The sequence below is a fragment of the Pseudoduganella aquatica genome, assembly GCF_020865585.1.
Classification (GTDB): Bacteria; Pseudomonadota; Gammaproteobacteria; order Burkholderiales; family Burkholderiaceae_D; genus Rugamonas; species Rugamonas aquatica_A.
Map to the genome: position 1 here is coordinate 3,815,494 of NZ_CP086370.1, position 15,570 is coordinate 3,831,063.

A 15,570-nucleotide genomic window follows, 5' to 3' on the forward strand; every position below is an offset into this window, starting at 1 on the left:
TTTGACTCTGGCCGCCATCTTACTCCAGCCAGCGCTGGTATCATCAGGGACTTAGCACATGAGCCATCAACCTTCCTCCCATGCCGGACTCCACCAGGGCGTCATCTACGCGCTGGCGGCCGCTGCCTTGTTTGGCGCCAGCACGCCGTTCGCCAAGTCCCTCGTCGGCCACGCGGCGCCGGTGGCCGTGGCGGGCATGCTCTATTTTGGCAGCGGCCTGGGCCTTCTTGCGCTGCACCTGCTGAGGGGCGTGGTCCTTGGCAAAGGCAATACCGAGGTAGCCGGGCTGACCAGGACGGACTGGCCATGGCTAGGCGGCGCCATCCTGGCCGGCGGCGTGGCCGGCCCGGTGCTGCTGATGCTCGGGCTCAGCACCACGCCGGCCTCATCGGCATCCCTGCTGTTGAATATGGAAGGGGTGCTGACCTCGATGCTCGCCTGGTTCTTCTTCAAGGAGAATTTCGACCGCCGCATCCTCGCCGGCATGCTGCTGACTGTCGTGGCAGGCGCGCTGCTCTCCTGGGACCAGGCGACGGTGCACGGGATTCCGCTGGGCGCGCTCGCGATCGTGGGCGCCTGCCTGTGCTGGGGCATCGACAACAACCTGACAAGAAAAGTATCCGCGAGCGACGCGGTGCAGATCGCCTGCGTCAAAGGGCTGGCGGCGGGCGCGGTCAACCTCGCCATTGCCGCCGCGCTGGACATGCGTTTGCCGGCCCCGCCGGTTATGTTCAGCGCCGCCGCGATCGGATTCTGCGGCTATGGCTTGAGCCCGGTGCTGTTTGTTCTCGCTTTGCGGCATCTCGGGACGGCGCGCACCGGCGCCTATTTCTCCGCCGCGCCGTTCGTTGGCGCCGCCATTTCCCTGGTCGTGCCCGGCGAGCACCCTGGGCCGTTCTTTTGGGTGGCCGCCTTGCTGATGGGGGCCGGCATCTGGCTGCATCTGACCGAAAGCCATGACCACGAGCATGAGCACGAGGCCATGGATCATACCCATGCCCATCGCCACGACGCGCACCACCAGCACGAGCACGACTTCGCGTGGGATGGGAATGAGCCCCATGTGCTCCCGCATCGCCACAAGCGGATGCGGCATGCGCACAAGCACTACCCGGATATTCACCACCAGCACGGACATTAGGGGCGGCGCGAAGCAGTTTTCTCTGGTAGATCAGGAAACATCCGGTGTTATACTGGAAACGAAATCGACCAATTCTTGGTCTGACTTGGAGCGGGTTGGAGAATCACTTGATGCGGAAACTGGCTGTCTCGAGCGTACTTTGGCTGATGTTGACTGCGGCATGGGCGGACAAATTGCCCGAGCCAGTCAAATTCGCACCAATACCGATACAGTCCATCTTCCGTCCGCTGCAGGCCAACGGCACGGCGGATGACGCGCTGGCCAGCGGCCGGGTGGTGGCCGGAACGTACGCGCTGGCCGCGCCTGCCACCAGGCAGTGGCGCATCGCATTCCTGTTCCCCCATCTTAAAGACCCCTACTGGGTCGGCTGCAATTATGGCGTGATCAGCGAAGCGCGCAGGCTGGGCGTCGCGGTCGACGTCATTGCGGCCGCCGGCTATGACGACTTGTCGAGCCAGCTGAACCAGATGACCGAGGCGATCGCGGCGCGCTACGACGCCATCGTCATTTCGCCGATCAACATGACGTTCAACAACCACTCGATTGCCAAGGCGCGCGCCGCCGGCATTCCCGTGTTCCAGCTGGCGAACGACAGCCGCAGCGACGACCTCAGCATCAAGGTCACCACGTCCCTGCGCGGCATGGGGCTGGAGGCCATGCGCTGGGTAATCCGCGACGCGCAGCAGCGCGGCCTGAAATCTATCAATGTCGCCCTCCTCCCCGGTCCCGCTGGCGCTGGCTGGGTGAAAGGCGAGGTCGACGGCACGCGGATTGCGGCGGAGGAAGCGCCGATCAAAGTCCATATCCTGGACGTGCGCTATGGCGACAGCGACTTCAAGGGCCAGACCAGGCTGGCGGAGCAGGTGCTGGCCAAGAACGGCCCCAAACTCGACTACATCCTGGGCTGCACCGGCTGCGCCCCTGCCGCGTACCAGCCCTTGGTCAACGCCGGCTTGCAGAACAAGGTCCGGCTGGTGGCTTACGACCTGACGGGCGATATCGCCAGAATGATAGGCAAGAAGGAAATTGCCGCTGCGGTGGATACCAAGGGCGTCAGCCAGGCGCGGGTGGTGATCAACGCGGCCGTCAATCTGCTTGAGGGGCGCAGCAAGGATCTGCCCCACACCATCCTGATCAAGCTGGGCATGGTGGACTACGGCAATTTCGCCGATTATCCGTTCAGCACCTCGATTGCGCCGGCCGGCTACAAGGCGGTGCTGTCCTACGATCCGGCCGCGAACTAGCCCGCCCGCATATCGGATGTGGAACGTCCCCTTCCTGTTTCCGGGCCAGCGGCTGGCCTTCGTGCCCGGCCAGCGTGACGGCGCCGACCGGCGCATCAAGACAATTGCCGGTTGAGCGCCCCTAACGCGCCCATCACGCCCACACCAAGACCATAGAACAAGTGGGACAGTGGGCTGGCCAGCAGTGGCCTGGCGCCAGGCGGGCCGCGCCAACCGGCAATACCCCAGCCGAACGAGGGCAACAGAACGAACCAGGGCAGCAGTGAGCTGGCCAGGCCAAAGCACACCCCGCCGAGCAGGTGCTCCAGCGGCGTGCCGCCGCCGAGGGCATGGAAGAAAAACGGATAGAACAGCGCGACGCCGCCACCGCCGAGCAAAAAGTGGAACGCCCACCCGGCTTGCGCCTCCCGAGGATATGGCTTGGCACCAACGATATTGGTATGGAGCAAGCGCCCATGGACCAGCCATAGAAACCAGCGGCCCACCAAGGCAACGCTGACGCCGCTGGTGATGCCGGCCTTGGCGGCCAGCTTTTCCACGGCGTCCATCAGTATGGCGCCAAGCAGGCCGCCCAAGTATGCCCAAACGAAGATTTCCATCTGCTTCCTCCTCTGCCCGTCGATGCACTTGACATGTAGACAGGCAATTGCTTGCCCCCAAACGCCGCAGGGGCACGGTCGGCGGTCCAGCACAGGGCCGCCGGCCGTCGCCCCTCCCGGCTCAGGCCTTGGGGCACTTGCAGTTGTCGCCGCAGCGGCATTGCGGGCCGCAATGGCAAGCCGGCGCTTTAGGCGGCGTCTGGCAACCGCATTGGCATTGCGCGCCCGCGCAGGATGGGCACTTGCAAGGGGATGGCGTGGTTGTGTTCATGATGATGCTCCTTCTGGGTTGATGTGAGTCCCCAGTGTAGGGCGCGCGGCCGGGCCGGGCTTGAATGAAACGGCTATTCTGGCTTGATGCTGATGGGGGCGGCGCCGAACATGCGCTTGAAGGTACGTGAGAAATGAGCGGAATCCGCAAAGCCGCCGGCATGGGCTGCGTCCGTCAGATTCGCGCCGGCCGCATAACATGCGAGCGCAGCGCCAAGCCTAAGCCACAGGACATAAGGCCGAAAGCGGATGCCGGTTTGCGCGATGAACAAATGGCGGAAACGCTCTGGTGAGAGATGCACCGCCCCGGCGATATCGGCAAGGTTGATGGCTTGCCCCAGCCGTTCATGCAACAATTCGATGGCACGCTCGATGCGGCGGTCGAGCGGCAAGGCCGGCTTGTTCGCGGGCGCGGCCAGTTCACTGATCGCCGCGCGCGCGCAGGCGATCAGCGCTTGGTCGCTGTGCTTTTCATGGTACGCGGCGGCCAGCGCCGCAAAATGGAGGCGACCAATTTCGTCGGACAAGGCAGCGATGCGATCGCGAAAGCGTTCGCGCAGCGCCTGGCCTTCGCATGATTCGGGCTCGACAAACAACAGGGCGACCAACTCGCCGCGCGCCTCAAAGGCATGCGGGTGGTGCGCGGGAACGACCGCTGCGGAATAGGCCTGCCACGCCTCGCCCGGGGAGCGGAAATGCAATGGCCCCGGGGACAGCGCCAAGGTGAACTGGATCGCATGATGGGCGTGGAAATCCGTCGACCGTTCAGCCCGGCCGACCCAGACACTGCCGCCGCGCCAAAGCAGGATACGGCCATGCCCTGTTGATCTGAGACCGTTGCTCGGTGGAATGTCCATGCCCGCCTCCCAAAGTATGATTGCCAGGCCGCGGCCGACGGTAAAAACAAGCGGCTCGCCAGCATTGCGGCGCCGCGCGCCCTCGCTCTTTGCAAGAGGGTATCACGCCTTAGCCGGTCTGCGACAAGGCGAATCTGGCGTGGTGCGGCCATGGCGGAAACATATCGCACACTAGCCATTGTTTGGATGATTGCGCTATCATCGCTCCACATGAATGGAGATCCGTAGATGAAAGCAATACCTGCCGTGCTGTTTTCCTTGCTGACCTGGACTGCCGGCGCGGGAGCGCAACCAGCAACGCCGCCGCCGATCGCCGCCAGCGCCCCGAGCGCCATCAGCGGGCATTACCGCAACGTGTTCCGCGAATGGCGGCCTGAGCTGACGGAGCAGGCGGTCAACGCCCGGCTGAACGAATACTGGCGCTCGCTGTTCGAGGGCGGCGAGGACAGCCGCGTCTACTACCCGGCGCCGGCCACGGCGAACGGCCCTTCCGCTTACATCCTGGACGTCGGCAACCAGGACGTGCGCAGCGAGGGCATGTCCTACGGCATGATGATCGCGGTGCAGATGAACAAAAAATCGGCCTTCGACGCGCTGTGGAACTGGGCGGCCACGCATATGCGCTATGAAAGCGGCCCGCGGCGCGGCTATTTCCGCTGGCAGTGCAAGACCACGGGCTGCGATCAGGATGCGGTGCCCGCCTCCGACGGCGAGGAATACATGGCCACTGCCTTGCTGATGGCGGCCGGCCGCTGGGGCGACGGCCAGGGCATCTACAACTACTCCGCCCAGGCCAACGCCATCCTGGACGCCATGCTGCACAAGGAAGACATGAACGGCGGCGTGGTGGACGGCGCGCGCTCGATGTTCTCGCCCAAGCACCAGCAGGTGGTGTTCGTGCCGGTCGGCGACGCGGCCGATTTCAGCGACCCGTCCTATCATCTGCCCGCTTTTTACGAACTGTGGGCGCGCCGCGCCGCCGGCTGGCAGGGCGGACAGGAACGCGACCGCAAGCAATGGGCGCGCATTGCGGAAACCAGCCGCCGCTACTTTGAAATCTCCAGCCATCCCAAAACCGCGCTGACGCCCGACTACGCGGAATTCGACGGCCGCCCCCGCCATCTGGAAGGCCATGGCGACTTCCGGTATGACGCCTTCCGGACCGCCGCCAACTGGTCCGTGGATCAGGCCTGGTGGGGCAAGAACCCTTCCGCATCAGTGCTCAGCGGCCGCTTGCTGGACTTCTTCTCGCGCCAGGATCAAGTCCCCTACCCTTCGCTGTACAGCGTGGACGGCACGGTAATCGACCGCGAGGGCTCGCCCGGCCTGATCTCGTGCAACGCCGTGGCCACGCTGGCGCTGAACGGCCCCGCGCCCAGCCGCTTCATCGCCGACTTGTGGGAGCTCAAGCCGCCCACAGGGAAATGGCGTTATTACAACGGTCTGCTCCAATTCCTGGGCATGCTGCACGTTTCCGGCAATTTCAAGGCATATTGAAAAGAACGTAAAATGTTACGCTTGACATGTGAAATGACACAAGTTATGTTACCGAAAGTTGCCGTACGGAAAAAAATAGGTAACGATTCCGACCCAAGAAAGCCGCCTACGACGCGGCTTTTTCTTGGCAAGTTAATATGATGGTTGTCATAAATACTTGAACCAATGTCATAAAGCAAAGGGAGGTAGCATGCACAAAATGCCGCATCGACGTCGAATGACCTCAGGGCAATTACAAAAACTTTCAATCCAGGGGCTACCTCTCGCCCTTACCTTGATGCTGGCCGCTTGCGGCGGCAGCAGCAGCGACAGCGCCGCGCTGGCCAAGCAAGGCGGCCCCGCACTGCGTGGCATGGCAATGGCCGCCGCGTCGCCCGAAGTGGAATTGACTCCGGTGAACGCCTTGGCTACGTCCGCCGAACGCGGCGACCTGGGCGGCGCAGCCGCCATCGACCACAGCGCCAGCACCCGCTGGAGCAGCGCCTTCTCGGACGACCAGTCGCTGACGCTGGACTACGGCAAGTCCGTCGCCATCAACCGCGTCCGCATCGACTGGGAAAACGCCCACGCCACCCAATACCTGGTGCAGACCTCGGAAGACGGCGCCACCTGGACCACCGTCAAGACCGTGGACGCCAGCCAGGGCGGCAGCGAAGACTGGACCGGCTTGTCCGGCCAGGGCCGCTACCTGCGCATGCAGGGCCTGAAGCGCAGCACCAACTACGGCTATTCCATTTTCGAGATCCAGGCATTCTCGGGCGGCAGCGTGGCGCCGCAGGAGCCGGATCCGCAGCCTCAGCCCCAGCCGGATCCCGGCCCGATCGACACCACTAAACCTGGCGTCGTCCTCAAACCGGTTGCGGCCACCTCGTCCGAGCCGGAAAACGGCGGTTTGGCCGCTCCGCAGGCCATCGACGGCAAACTCGGCACGCGCTGGGCCAGCAAGCCGGACAACGGCGCCTGGATACAGTTCGACTTCGGCGCCAAGATGCAAATCGGCTACATGAAGCTGCAATGGGAGAACGCCTACGGCAAGCAGTACGCGCTGCAGGTGTCGGACGACGGCCAGACCTGGTCGCAGGCACGCTTTGTCGGCAACGGCCAGGGCGGCACGGAGGAGTTCTTCAACCTTGGCATCAATGCGCGCTTCGTGCGCCTGCAGGGCGTGGCGCGCGCCACCAACTACGGCTACTCGCTGTTCGAAGTGGAGTTCAAGACACCGGGCAGCGACAACTCGCTGGGCAGCGCCGTTACTTCGGCCCTGAAATTCCCGGCCAACGGTAACGGCTGGACGCCGCTGCCGGCCGCCGCCGAACCGATCGAATCGCTGCAGTTCACGCTGCCGGACGGCACCCTGGTCACCCGCTTCGGCGCGCGCGGCCTGGCCCGCCACGGCCGCGAGCGCGGGGAGGAATGGAACGAGATCGGCTACGGCCCGAATGAAACGGTGGACCCGGTCACCGGCCTGGCGGTCGACAAAGGCCCGGGCAACTATCTGACCTTCGTGCCGCAGTACTTCAAGAACCGCACCTGGGGCGTGGAGGTGATCGACAACAGCCGCGTGGCCGGCGTGACCAAGCCCACGCTGACAGTGAACCAGTACACCGCGGTAGATTTCCTGAAAGGCGGCGTGGCCTTCTTCCGCGCCATCGACCGGCCCGGCGTCACCGGCTACGGCTGGATGGCACCCGGCCAGCTGGTCAACGACAATATCGACATCTGCAAACCCATCGCCTACCCGGCCAATAACCGGCTGACAAACGTCAACGGCATCAACGGCGGCTGCACCATCCAGGTCAAGAACTACCCTGGCATGACGGCGCTGGACGCCAACGGCTTCCCGAATGGCAAAGACATCCCTGCCCGTCCGCTGGTAGTGGGCGACGTGATCGAAGTCTCGCCGTCCATGTTCAGCACCACCGAGTCCATGCAGTCCAAGGGCGACAACGGCGGCGTGCGCTACTACTCGGCGGAATGGATCTACGTGGTGGGCACCGGCTTGCGTCCGTGGTACGGCGTGCAGCCGCGCCTGAACTCGGTGCCGCTGCCGGCGGAAACGCTGTCCGGCGGCGACGGTTCGGTGTCCTACAATTACTCGGATAACGGCCTGTTCATGTTCCAGCAGCCGCACAACAACATCGGCATGCAGAACGTGCAGCGCTTTGTTGAAGGGCGCCGCCTGGTGCATACCAATTTCACCACCGGCGACCACAACGAGCAGGGCAACGATCGCTACACGCCTGCCGTGGGCCTGCAGGGCCAGCGCTTCAACCAGTCCGCCTGTATCGGCTGCCACGTGAACAACGGCCGCAGCCCGGCGCCGCTGGCCGCCAACCAGCTGCTGGACACCATGTCCGTGCGCGTCGCCGTCACCAACGCGGCGGGCCAGCAGGTGCCGCATCCACAGTACGGCAGCGCGGTGCAGATGAACGCCATCTCGGCCAGCGGCGCACCGCAGAACTGGGGCACCGGTGTGCGCGTGTCCGGCTTCGAGACCCGCAATGCCAAGCTGGCGGACGGCACGGCGGTCGAACTTCGCAAGCCTTTGCTGGCGTTCGAAGGCGCGGTGCCGGAATCCTACTCCCTGCGCTCGGCCCAGCCGATGATAGGCACGGGCTTGCTGGAAGCCGTCCCCGAAGTGGACATCCTGTCGCGCGCCGGCTCCACGCCGGACGCAGATGGCGTGAAGGGTGTGCCGAACTGGGTGTTCGATCCGGAATCCGGCGCGGTGCGCCTGGGCCGCTTCGGCTGGAAGGCGTCCAAGGCCACGCTGCGGCATCAGGCTGCGGCGGCGCTGCTGCAGGACATGGCTGTGACGTCGCCGGTCTATCCGAACCGCTCCTGCAATACGGATCCGGCGGGCTGCGCCACCGCCCCTGCGCAGAAGGGCATTACGGAAGCGGACTTGCAGTCCATCTCGCGCTACCTGGCGCTGGTGGCCGTACCCGCCCAGCGCAGCTTGCCTAGCGGCTTCCCGAAAGGCGTTGCGCCACTGGACGAGCACCGCGTGGACGCGCAGCAGGTCGGCGTTGGTTCGAAACTGTTCCAGACCATGCGCTGCGCGGCCTGCCATACGGTGGAAATGAAGACCGGTAACGGCCACTTGTTCGCGGAGCTGCGCAACCAGACCATACGTCCTTATACCGACCTGCTGCTGCACGACATGGGCGCGGGGCTGGCGGACAACGTGGTTGAGGGCCAGGCCAAGGGCAGCATGTGGCGCACGGCGCCGCTGTGGGGCATCGGCTACACGGACAAGGTGATGGGCGGCGGCGCGAAGGCGGGCTATCTGCACGATGGACGTGCACGCAATCTCACCGAGGCCATCATGTGGCATGGTGGGGAGGCGGACAAGTCGCGTGCAAGGTTTGAAAATCTTTCGCAGGCGGACCGGGATGCGTTGCTGGCGTTCTTGAAGTCCCTGTGACGCGGGCTTGGCGGGTAACGCAGCTGCGCTGCTAACCCGCCCTACGATCAAGCGATGTACATCTCATATGTGCGTAGGGCGGGTTAGCGCGGAGCGCGTAACCCGCCACTGCTAGCGTTTGCGGGCCGCGCCCCGCTGGCTGTCCATCATACTGCGCAGTTCGGCCAACATGCCGGACTGCGCTTCCATCGCCGACTTGGCGCGCGCCAATTCGAGTTCCATTTCACGCATCTGTTCCAGCTTGGCTTCATGCGCGCGCGTTTGCCGTTGCGCGTCGTACACGGCCAGCCTGGCGTGGGCGAGTTCTGCGGCCGACTTGGCTGCCTCCTGGCTCAAGCGCGCCACATCTTCCTGCTTCAGCACAAGCGCCTGCTGGGCCTTGCGCAATTCGGCCTGCACGTGCTCGCGCCGCTCGGTGAGATGCTCCACCTGCTGCTCGGCTTTCTGCCTGCCCTTGGTTTCAGTTTGCAGTTGCGCCCGCGCCTGCTCGTGGGCCTTGGTCTCCTTGCCCAGCCGGTCACGCAGGCCGGCGGCCTCTGCGCGAACCTGGGCAAGCCCGCTTTCCAGCCCGGCCCGCAGCTCCCCGAATTCCTTGGCCTTGGCGGCGATACGTTCGTCTGCTTCCTCATGCAGGCGCGCCGCCAGCCGGGAAACCAAATCCTGCAACGCTTCGCTGACGGAGTTCTGGCTGGCCGCACCGCCCTGCTCCTGCTCGAGCTCCTTGAGGTATTTGTGTATCGTGGATTTCGAGCCGGTATTCCCCAGCGCGATACGCACGGCGTCCACAGAAGGGTATTGCGATTGCGCGATCAGGCTGTCGCGCGCGCGTTGCACATCCGATTTTTCCAGTCCCATTCTTGCCATTCACCGCCCCCGTAACGTGGTATGTAATACGTAATTACATAATACATTACGGTATCGGCCTAGATCAAGCGCGGCGCGTGTAGCGGCGCAGCTGTTCGCCCTCCAGGCAATACAGCTCCTCGGCAGGCCCGAAAAAGATGTTCCGCTCTTCTTGCGTACAAGTGGGGAGGAATATGCTCAGCACGCGGGGATCGTAGAAGCGGAAGTTCAGCTTGCGGCCCTGTTCGTCGTGCACCCACAGCAGCTTTTTGAAATGCAGCCGCAACTGTCGCGTGGTGACGTGCGATGGCGCGGAGACGAGAATGCCCCAGTGCTCGCCGGCGCAGCGGCGCAGCATCTCGCGCGACTGCGCGGAGGATGCGGCCAGGTGCACCAGGTAAGGCGCGGCGGCGCGCAGGCGGGGCGTCAGCGGTTCGGCGAACAGGCAGTCGAAATCCAGCTTGCCGAAGCGAATCAACGGCGCTATCGCCGCGTCGCGTGCGCCGTCCACCAGCATGTGCACTTGCGGCGCGGTCAGGCTGTCGCCCTTGGGCCACAGCTGCGCCACCACCATATCCAGCGCGGCGGTCAAGCCTGCCCCTCGGATTCGGATTCGGATTGCTGCGCTTCCGCAGCCGCCTTGGCGCACACTTCGCAGAACGGGGTGCCGTCCTGGGCTGCCTGCTCCAGCGCCGCCGCCTGCACGTCCTGCGCCAGCGCGGCGGTAATTTCCGGTTCCGGCGCCGGCGCCTCTGTCACCGCAGGCTTGCGCGGCGGCGGCAAAGGCGGCGGCGGCGACATGCCGGGCCGCTTGGGCGGCGAAGGCGGCGCCTCGGGCGGTTCGGCGATGCCCGCGCCGGGGCTCATTGCGGGCCGCTGGTCGCCCAGCAGCAGGAACAGCCGGCCCAGCATTACTTGCGAGGCCGCCTCGCGCAGCACGTCGTCGTCGGTGCGCAGATTGCCCGCGCCCTGCTTGGCCAGCAACTCCCGCAGCTCGCCCGTGGCGCCGATCCGGCTGGTGCGCGCCTTGATGTAGCGGTACACCTCCTGCGCGCTGCCGTGCGCCACGGTGCCAAAAGCGCCCCGTGCCCGGAAGATGCTGAGTTCCAGCCGGTCAGGATGGTCTGAAAGGCAAACGTTCATGGCGAGATGGGCAAAATGGGCATGGTGTCATTCTTTCATCTTTTGTGCCCGGCAATTCTATCCAAATGTATCCGCGCTGTCACAAACAAGTGTTCGGCTGCCCCACGTACATGGGCAGCGCCTCTGGCCAGCAAATGGAAAGACAAGCTCGCGGCCGGCTTCACCAACGCAGCCGGCCGCGCCGGGGACAAGCTGGCGACGCTGCAGCAACTGGCCATCTTCGCCGCGCAGCATGGCATGAACTGGGTCAACCTCGGCCTGCACGCGGGCCACAACACCTCCACCAGCAGCGAAGACACCCTGAACCGCCATGGCTTCTTCATCGGCGCCGCCGCGCAGAGCGACGCGGATGTGGGCGCGGAGGAAGGCGCCACGCCGGCTGACTTGAAAACTTCCGCCCACCTGGGCGCGCGCGTGGCGCTGGCCGCACGCCAGATGGCCGCAGGGCGCGCCGCGCTGGCCGCAGCTTGAGTGCAAGCTGGTCGGCTAGCGCCCCGGAGGCGCCGCCGGATCGGCCAGGAACTGATGGATCTGCGCCACGACGGCGGCGCCCTCCCCCACCGCCGCAGCCACCCGCTTGGTGGAGCCGGCGCGCACGTCGCCTATCGCGAACACGCCGGGCACGCTGGTCTGCAGAGGCAGCGCGGCATTGAATCCGGTGCGGATGAAGCCGTGGCTGTCCACTTCCACCCCGCAGCCGTTCAGCCATCCCGTGTTGGGGTCCGCGCCGATGAACAGGAACACGCGGCAGGTATCGCATTCGAACTCTTCCCCGCTGCGCGAATTGCGCACCCTCACTTGCTTCAAGCCGTCGTCGTCGCCTTCCAGCGCGACGATTTCCGAATGCGTATGCAGCTCAATGTTGGGTGTGCCTTCGATGCGCCCGATCAGGTAGCTGGACATGGTGGACGCCAGGCTGCCTTTGCGGATCAGGATGTGCACCTTGACGGCATGGCCGGCCAGGAACACGGCGGCCTGCCCGGCCGAATTGCCGCCCCCTACCAGCACCACTTCTTCCGACTTGCACAGCTGCGCTTCCACTGGCGAGGCCCAGTAATACACGCCCTTGCCTTCAAACTGCTTCAGATTGGCCAGCGACGGGCGGCGGTAGCGGGCGCCGCAGGACAGGACCACGGCGCGCGCCTTCAGCAACTGCAGGCTGCCGCACATCTCGACTTGCAAAGGCTGGCTGGCGCAGTCCAGGCGGCCGGCCGGCGCGGGAATGGCGATCTCCACGCCGAATTTCTCCGCCTGCACATAGGCGCGCCCGGTCAGCGCTCCGCCCGAGATCCCGGTGGGGAAGCCGAGATAATTTTCAATGCGCGCACTGGCGCCGGCCTGGCCGCCGTAGGCGCGCGTCTCCAGCGCCAGTACCGACAGGCCTTCCGACGCCGCGTACACCGCCGTGGCCAGGCCAGCCGGACCTGCGCCGACGACGATCACATCCCACACCTTCTCTTCGCTGAGCGGCCGCAGCATGCCGATGCAGCGGCCCAGCTCCACGATGGATGGATTCTTTTTCAGCCCCACGCCCGGACACAGCACCAACGGCCATTCCTCCGCCGACGGCTGATGCTCGGCCACGAGCGCAACGGCGCGCGGATCGGTGTCGGGATCAAGTACGGTGTAGGGGTGCGCGTTGGCGGTTAAAAAACTCTCCAGCGCGTGGACGCGGCCATGGCCGCGCGGCGCGATGATGACCGGGCCGCCGGAATTCTGTTCCAGCAGCGCGACAGTGCGCAGGATCAGCGCGCGGATAATGCGTTCGCTCAGGTCTGTGCTGGCCACCAGCAGGGCGCGCAGTCCTTCGGCCGGTAGCAGCAGCACCCGCACCGAGCCGACGGCGATGCCGTTGGCCATGGCGGGGCGGCAGGACAGCTCGCCCACCTCGCCGCTGAACTGCCCCGGATGCAGGGTGGAGATCCTGGCGCAGGTGTCGAAGCCGTTATGGCGGTAGACCGCGATGCTGCCTTTCAGCAGGAACATGATGCCCGGGGTCGGCTTGCCGGCCTCGAACAGCACCTCGCCGTTGCCGTAACGGCGCTCCTCGCCGTAGCGTCCCACGTGGCGGATATCCGCCTCGCTCAGCACCGGGAAGACCTGGTGCCGGCGCCGCTCCAGCTCAGGGGTTGGCAGCGGCGGCTGTTCAAACGGCGAGGCGGACATGGCATTCTCCTGGTGAACGCCGCAGTCCCTACTTCTTGTCCGGGGCCGGCGGCGGCGCGTCTGGTCTGGTGGCCGGCTTGGTGTCCGGCTTGGCCGGTTCGGCCGGGGTGCTGTCGTCAAACTGCGGCACCTGGAAGTCCGGCTCGGCGCCCTGCCCCGTGTCGCCGGCGGGACGTTCGATAATCAGATCGCCCGATCCTGTGGTGCCCGGCGTGCCCTTGTCGAGGAAGTAGGTCACGGTCTGCGGGAAAACCGCCACCAGCAGCACCATGATCATTTGCAGGCCCACCCAGGGCAAGGCGCCCCAGTAAATGTCGGAACTCTTGACTTCCTTGGGCGCCACGCCGCGCAGATAGAATAGCGCAAAACCGAAAGGCGGATGCATAAACGAGGTCTGCATGTTCACGCACAGCATCACGCCGAACCACACCAGCGCGGCGGAGGCGGCGGCCTCGGGGCTGCCCATCATGGACTCCAGCTCGGGCGCCAGCACTTTCTGCGCCACCGGCGCCAGCATGGGCACCACGATGAAGGCGATCTCGAAGAAGTCCAGGAAAAAGGCCAGGAAGAACACGAACAGGTTGACCACCAGCAGGAAGCCTATCCAGCCGCCGGGAATGCCGGTGAACAGGTGCTCGACCCAGCGGCCGCCGTCCACGCCCTGGAACACCACCGAGAAGCAGGTGGAGCCGATCAGGATGAACACCACCATCGCCGTCAGGCGCATGGTTGACTGGTAGCTCAGCACGATCAGTTCGCGCAGCGGCTTGATGCGGCTGGCGCGCACGATCAGCCAGATCACCGCAATGTAGAGCACCGCCAGCGCGGCCTGCACATAAGGCTTGGCGGCCGGCGCCAGTCCGGTCAGCTTTTCGTAATAGACGGCGCCGATCACGCCCGCCACCACCATTGCCGCCATGCCGGCGCGGAACACGAGCTTGTCGCGCGCGGTGAATTCCGGGTGGCGTATCACCGCCAGGATGACCGCGCCCAGCGCGCCCATGGCGCCGGACTCGGTGGGCGTGGCGATACCCAGCATCATGGTGCCCAGCACCATGAAGATCAGCACGGCGGCCGGGATGATGCCGCGCAGGCATTGCCGCCACAAGGCCCAGCCTTCCAGCGTTTTTTCGTCGCGCGGGGCGGCCGGCAGCCACTCGGGGCGCAGGCGCGACAGCACGAAGGTGTACAGCGCGAACAGGCCAATCTGCACCAGCGACGGCCCCCAGGCGCCCAGGTACATGCTGCCCACGTCGGCGCTGGCGGTCTGGGTTTTCAGCTGGTCTGCCAGCACCACGAGGACCAGCGACGGCGGCACCAGCTGCGTGATGGTGCCGGACGCGGCCAGCACGCCGGTGGCGTAGCGCATGTGGTAGCCGTAGCGCATCATCACCGGCAGCGAGATCATCGCCATGGCGATCACCTGCGCGGCCACCGTGCCCGTGATGGCCCCCAGGATGAAGCCCACGATGATGACCGAGTAGCCCAGGCCGCCGCGCATTTTGCCGAACAGCTGGCCCATGGAGTCCAGCATGTCCTCGGCCAGGCGACACTTTTCCAGCACCGCGCCCATGAAGGTGAAGAACGGTATGGCCAGCAGCAGGTCGTTCGCCAGCACGCTGCCGAATATGCGCTGCGGCACGGCCTGCATGAAGGCCACGCCGAAGAAGCCTTCGGACATGGCGATCAGGCCGAAGAACAGGCCCACGGCCAGCAGCGAGAAGGCCACCGGGAAGCCGACCAGCATAAACACGACCAGGCCGCCGAACATCAGCGGCGGCATTATTTCGAGCGGAATCATTGCACTGGCCTTTCGTACTTGCTGTCGAGCTGGGCTTTGCCGGCCAGTGCGGCAATGCGTTTGATCAGTTCAGAAATGCCTTGCACCGTGAGCAGCGCAAAGCCGAGGGGGACGATGATCTTGATGGGATAGCGCGGCAGGCCGCCGGAGTTGCTGGACTGCTCCAGCACGTCCCACGAGGGCATGAACAGCGAATACCAGGACAGCCAGGCGAACAGCAAGCAGGCCGGCATCAGGAAGAAGATAATGCCGAACACGTCTATCCACAGCTGCTTACGTTCGGACACGTGGCCGTAGACCAGGTCCACGCGCACGTGCTCGTTGCGCTGGAAGGTGTAGCTGGCGCCCAGCATGACGGCGGCGCCGAACAGATACCATTGCAGCTCAAGCAGCCAGTTGTTGCTCCAGTCGAAACCGTAGCGGATCATGGCGTTGCTGGCGCTGATGACGCACGAAGCCAAGATCATCAGGTTGGCCAGTTGCCCGCAGCGGTAGCCTATCTTGTCGAGCCAGTGCGAGAGGCGGAGTAATCCTTGCATGTACTAGTGTCTCCTATGCCGTTTTGTGCAGGGTTGCTGCCCA

The 15,570-nt window shown here is 65.0% G+C and carries 12 protein-coding genes and 1 pseudogene; 5 read left to right on the forward strand and 8 right to left on the reverse strand.

What is annotated here, in order from left to right; all coding sequences use genetic code 11:
- Positions 1-58 precede the first annotated feature (58 nt).
- Positions 59-1,141 carry a DMT family transporter gene (locus KT882_RS17060; protein WP_228892651.1) on the forward strand — a complete coding sequence of 361 codons (1,083 nt, stop codon included), beginning with the start codon at positions 59-61 and terminating at the stop codon, positions 1,139-1,141.
- Between the two features lie 173 nt (positions 1,142-1,314).
- Positions 1,315-2,385: a TMAO reductase system periplasmic protein TorT gene (torT, locus tag KT882_RS17065; RefSeq protein ID WP_228892653.1), complete on the forward strand. Its 1,071-nt coding sequence runs from the start codon at positions 1,315-1,317 to the stop codon at positions 2,383-2,385.
- 95 nt (positions 2,386-2,480) lie between these two features.
- Here the strand turns inward: torT and KT882_RS17070 are convergent, their stop codons facing one another.
- Entirely contained in the window at positions 2,481-2,984 is a 504-nt protein-coding gene (locus KT882_RS17070; protein WP_228892655.1) for a DUF2938 family protein, read from the reverse strand.
- 344 nt (positions 2,985-3,328) lie between these two features.
- A complete protein-coding gene (locus tag KT882_RS17075; RefSeq protein ID WP_228892657.1) occupies positions 3,329-4,111 on the reverse strand; it encodes a helix-turn-helix transcriptional regulator in 783 nt (260 codons plus the stop codon).
- A 228-nt stretch (positions 4,112-4,339) separates the two neighbouring features.
- Here KT882_RS17075 and KT882_RS17080 point away from each other — a divergent pair, with 228 nt between their 5' ends.
- Positions 4,340-5,608, forward strand: coding sequence for a glycosyl hydrolase family 8 (locus KT882_RS17080; protein ID WP_228892659.1), 1,269 nt, complete (start codon positions 4,340-4,342; stop codon positions 5,606-5,608).
- Positions 5,609-5,885: 277 nt separating this feature from the next.
- The gene (locus KT882_RS17085) at positions 5,886-9,035 is read left to right on the forward strand and encodes a di-heme oxidoredictase family protein (RefSeq protein ID WP_228896679.1); all 3,150 of its coding nucleotides are present in this window, start codon (positions 5,886-5,888) and stop codon (positions 9,033-9,035) included.
- Between the two features lie 111 nt (positions 9,036-9,146).
- On the opposite strand, the gene KT882_RS17090 is transcribed toward KT882_RS17085, so the two are convergent.
- The 3 genes from KT882_RS17090 to KT882_RS17100 all read right to left on the reverse strand — a co-directional run bounded on the left by KT882_RS17090 (position 9,147) and on the right by KT882_RS17100 (position 11,021).
- Positions 9,147-9,890, reverse strand: a complete 744-nt coding sequence (locus tag KT882_RS17090) for a DNA-binding protein (RefSeq protein ID WP_228892661.1) — start codon at positions 9,888-9,890, stop codon at positions 9,147-9,149.
- 73 nt (positions 9,891-9,963) lie between these two features.
- Positions 9,964-10,470 (reverse strand): DUF4123 domain-containing protein, encoded by a 507-nt coding sequence (locus tag KT882_RS17095; RefSeq protein ID WP_161072942.1) that lies wholly within the window; start codon positions 10,468-10,470, stop codon positions 9,964-9,966.
- Positions 10,467-11,021, reverse strand: coding sequence for a hypothetical protein (locus KT882_RS17100; RefSeq protein WP_161072943.1), 555 nt, complete (start codon positions 11,019-11,021; stop codon positions 10,467-10,469). The genes KT882_RS17095 and KT882_RS17100 overlap by 4 nt, the downstream gene beginning before the upstream one ends.
- Before the next feature lie 89 nt (positions 11,022-11,110).
- On the opposite strand from KT882_RS17100, the pseudogene KT882_RS30910 reads away from it, so the two are divergent.
- Positions 11,111-11,492, forward strand: a pseudogene (locus KT882_RS30910) (NADPH-dependent FMN reductase); the annotation flags it as partial.
- A gap of 15 nt (positions 11,493-11,507) precedes the next feature.
- On the opposite strand, the gene KT882_RS17110 reads toward KT882_RS30910, so the two are convergent.
- From KT882_RS17110 to KT882_RS17120, 3 genes are read right to left on the reverse strand one after another with little or no spacing between them, the layout of a single operon-like run.
- A complete protein-coding gene (locus KT882_RS17110; RefSeq protein ID WP_228892664.1) occupies positions 11,508-13,187 on the reverse strand; it encodes an FAD-dependent oxidoreductase in 1,680 nt (559 codons plus the stop codon).
- Between the two features lie 28 nt (positions 13,188-13,215).
- A complete protein-coding gene (locus tag KT882_RS17115; RefSeq protein WP_161072945.1) occupies positions 13,216-14,988 on the reverse strand; it encodes a TRAP transporter large permease in 1,773 nt (590 codons plus the stop codon).
- Positions 14,985-15,527 (reverse strand): TRAP transporter small permease subunit, encoded by a 543-nt coding sequence (locus KT882_RS17120; protein ID WP_161072946.1) that lies wholly within the window; start codon positions 15,525-15,527, stop codon positions 14,985-14,987. Before KT882_RS17120 ends, KT882_RS17115 begins: the two co-directional genes overlap by 4 nt.
- Between the last annotated feature and the right edge of the window lie 43 nt (positions 15,528-15,570).

What these genes read in the sequence shown, in the direction of transcription:
- KT882_RS17060 (WP_228892651.1), top strand. Translation starts at nt 59, where the DNA reads ATGAGCCATCAACCTTCCTCCCATGCCGGACTCCACCAGGGCGTCATC.
- KT882_RS17070 (WP_228892655.1), bottom strand. Translation starts at nt 2,984, where the DNA reads ATGGAAATCTTCGTTTGGGCATACTTGGGCGGCCTGCTTGGCGCCATA.
- KT882_RS17075 (WP_228892657.1), bottom strand. Translation starts at nt 4,111, where the DNA reads ATGGACATTCCACCGAGCAACGGTCTCAGATCAACAGGGCATGGCCGT.
- KT882_RS17080 (WP_228892659.1), top strand. Translation starts at nt 4,340, where the DNA reads ATGAAAGCAATACCTGCCGTGCTGTTTTCCTTGCTGACCTGGACTGCC.
- KT882_RS17085 (WP_228896679.1), top strand. Translation starts at nt 5,886, where the DNA reads ATGCTGGCCGCTTGCGGCGGCAGCAGCAGCGACAGCGCCGCGCTGGCC.
- KT882_RS17090 (WP_228892661.1), bottom strand. Translation starts at nt 9,890, where the DNA reads ATGGGACTGGAAAAATCGGATGTGCAACGCGCGCGCGACAGCCTGATC.
- KT882_RS17100 (WP_161072943.1), bottom strand. Translation starts at nt 11,021, where the DNA reads ATGAACGTTTGCCTTTCAGACCATCCTGACCGGCTGGAACTCAGCATC.
- KT882_RS17110 (WP_228892664.1), bottom strand. Translation starts at nt 13,187, where the DNA reads ATGTCCGCCTCGCCGTTTGAACAGCCGCCGCTGCCAACCCCTGAGCTG.
- KT882_RS17115 (WP_161072945.1), bottom strand. Translation starts at nt 14,988, where the DNA reads ATGATTCCGCTCGAAATAATGCCGCCGCTGATGTTCGGCGGCCTGGTC.
- KT882_RS17120 (WP_161072946.1), bottom strand. Translation starts at nt 15,527, where the DNA reads ATGCAAGGATTACTCCGCCTCTCGCACTGGCTCGACAAGATAGGCTAC.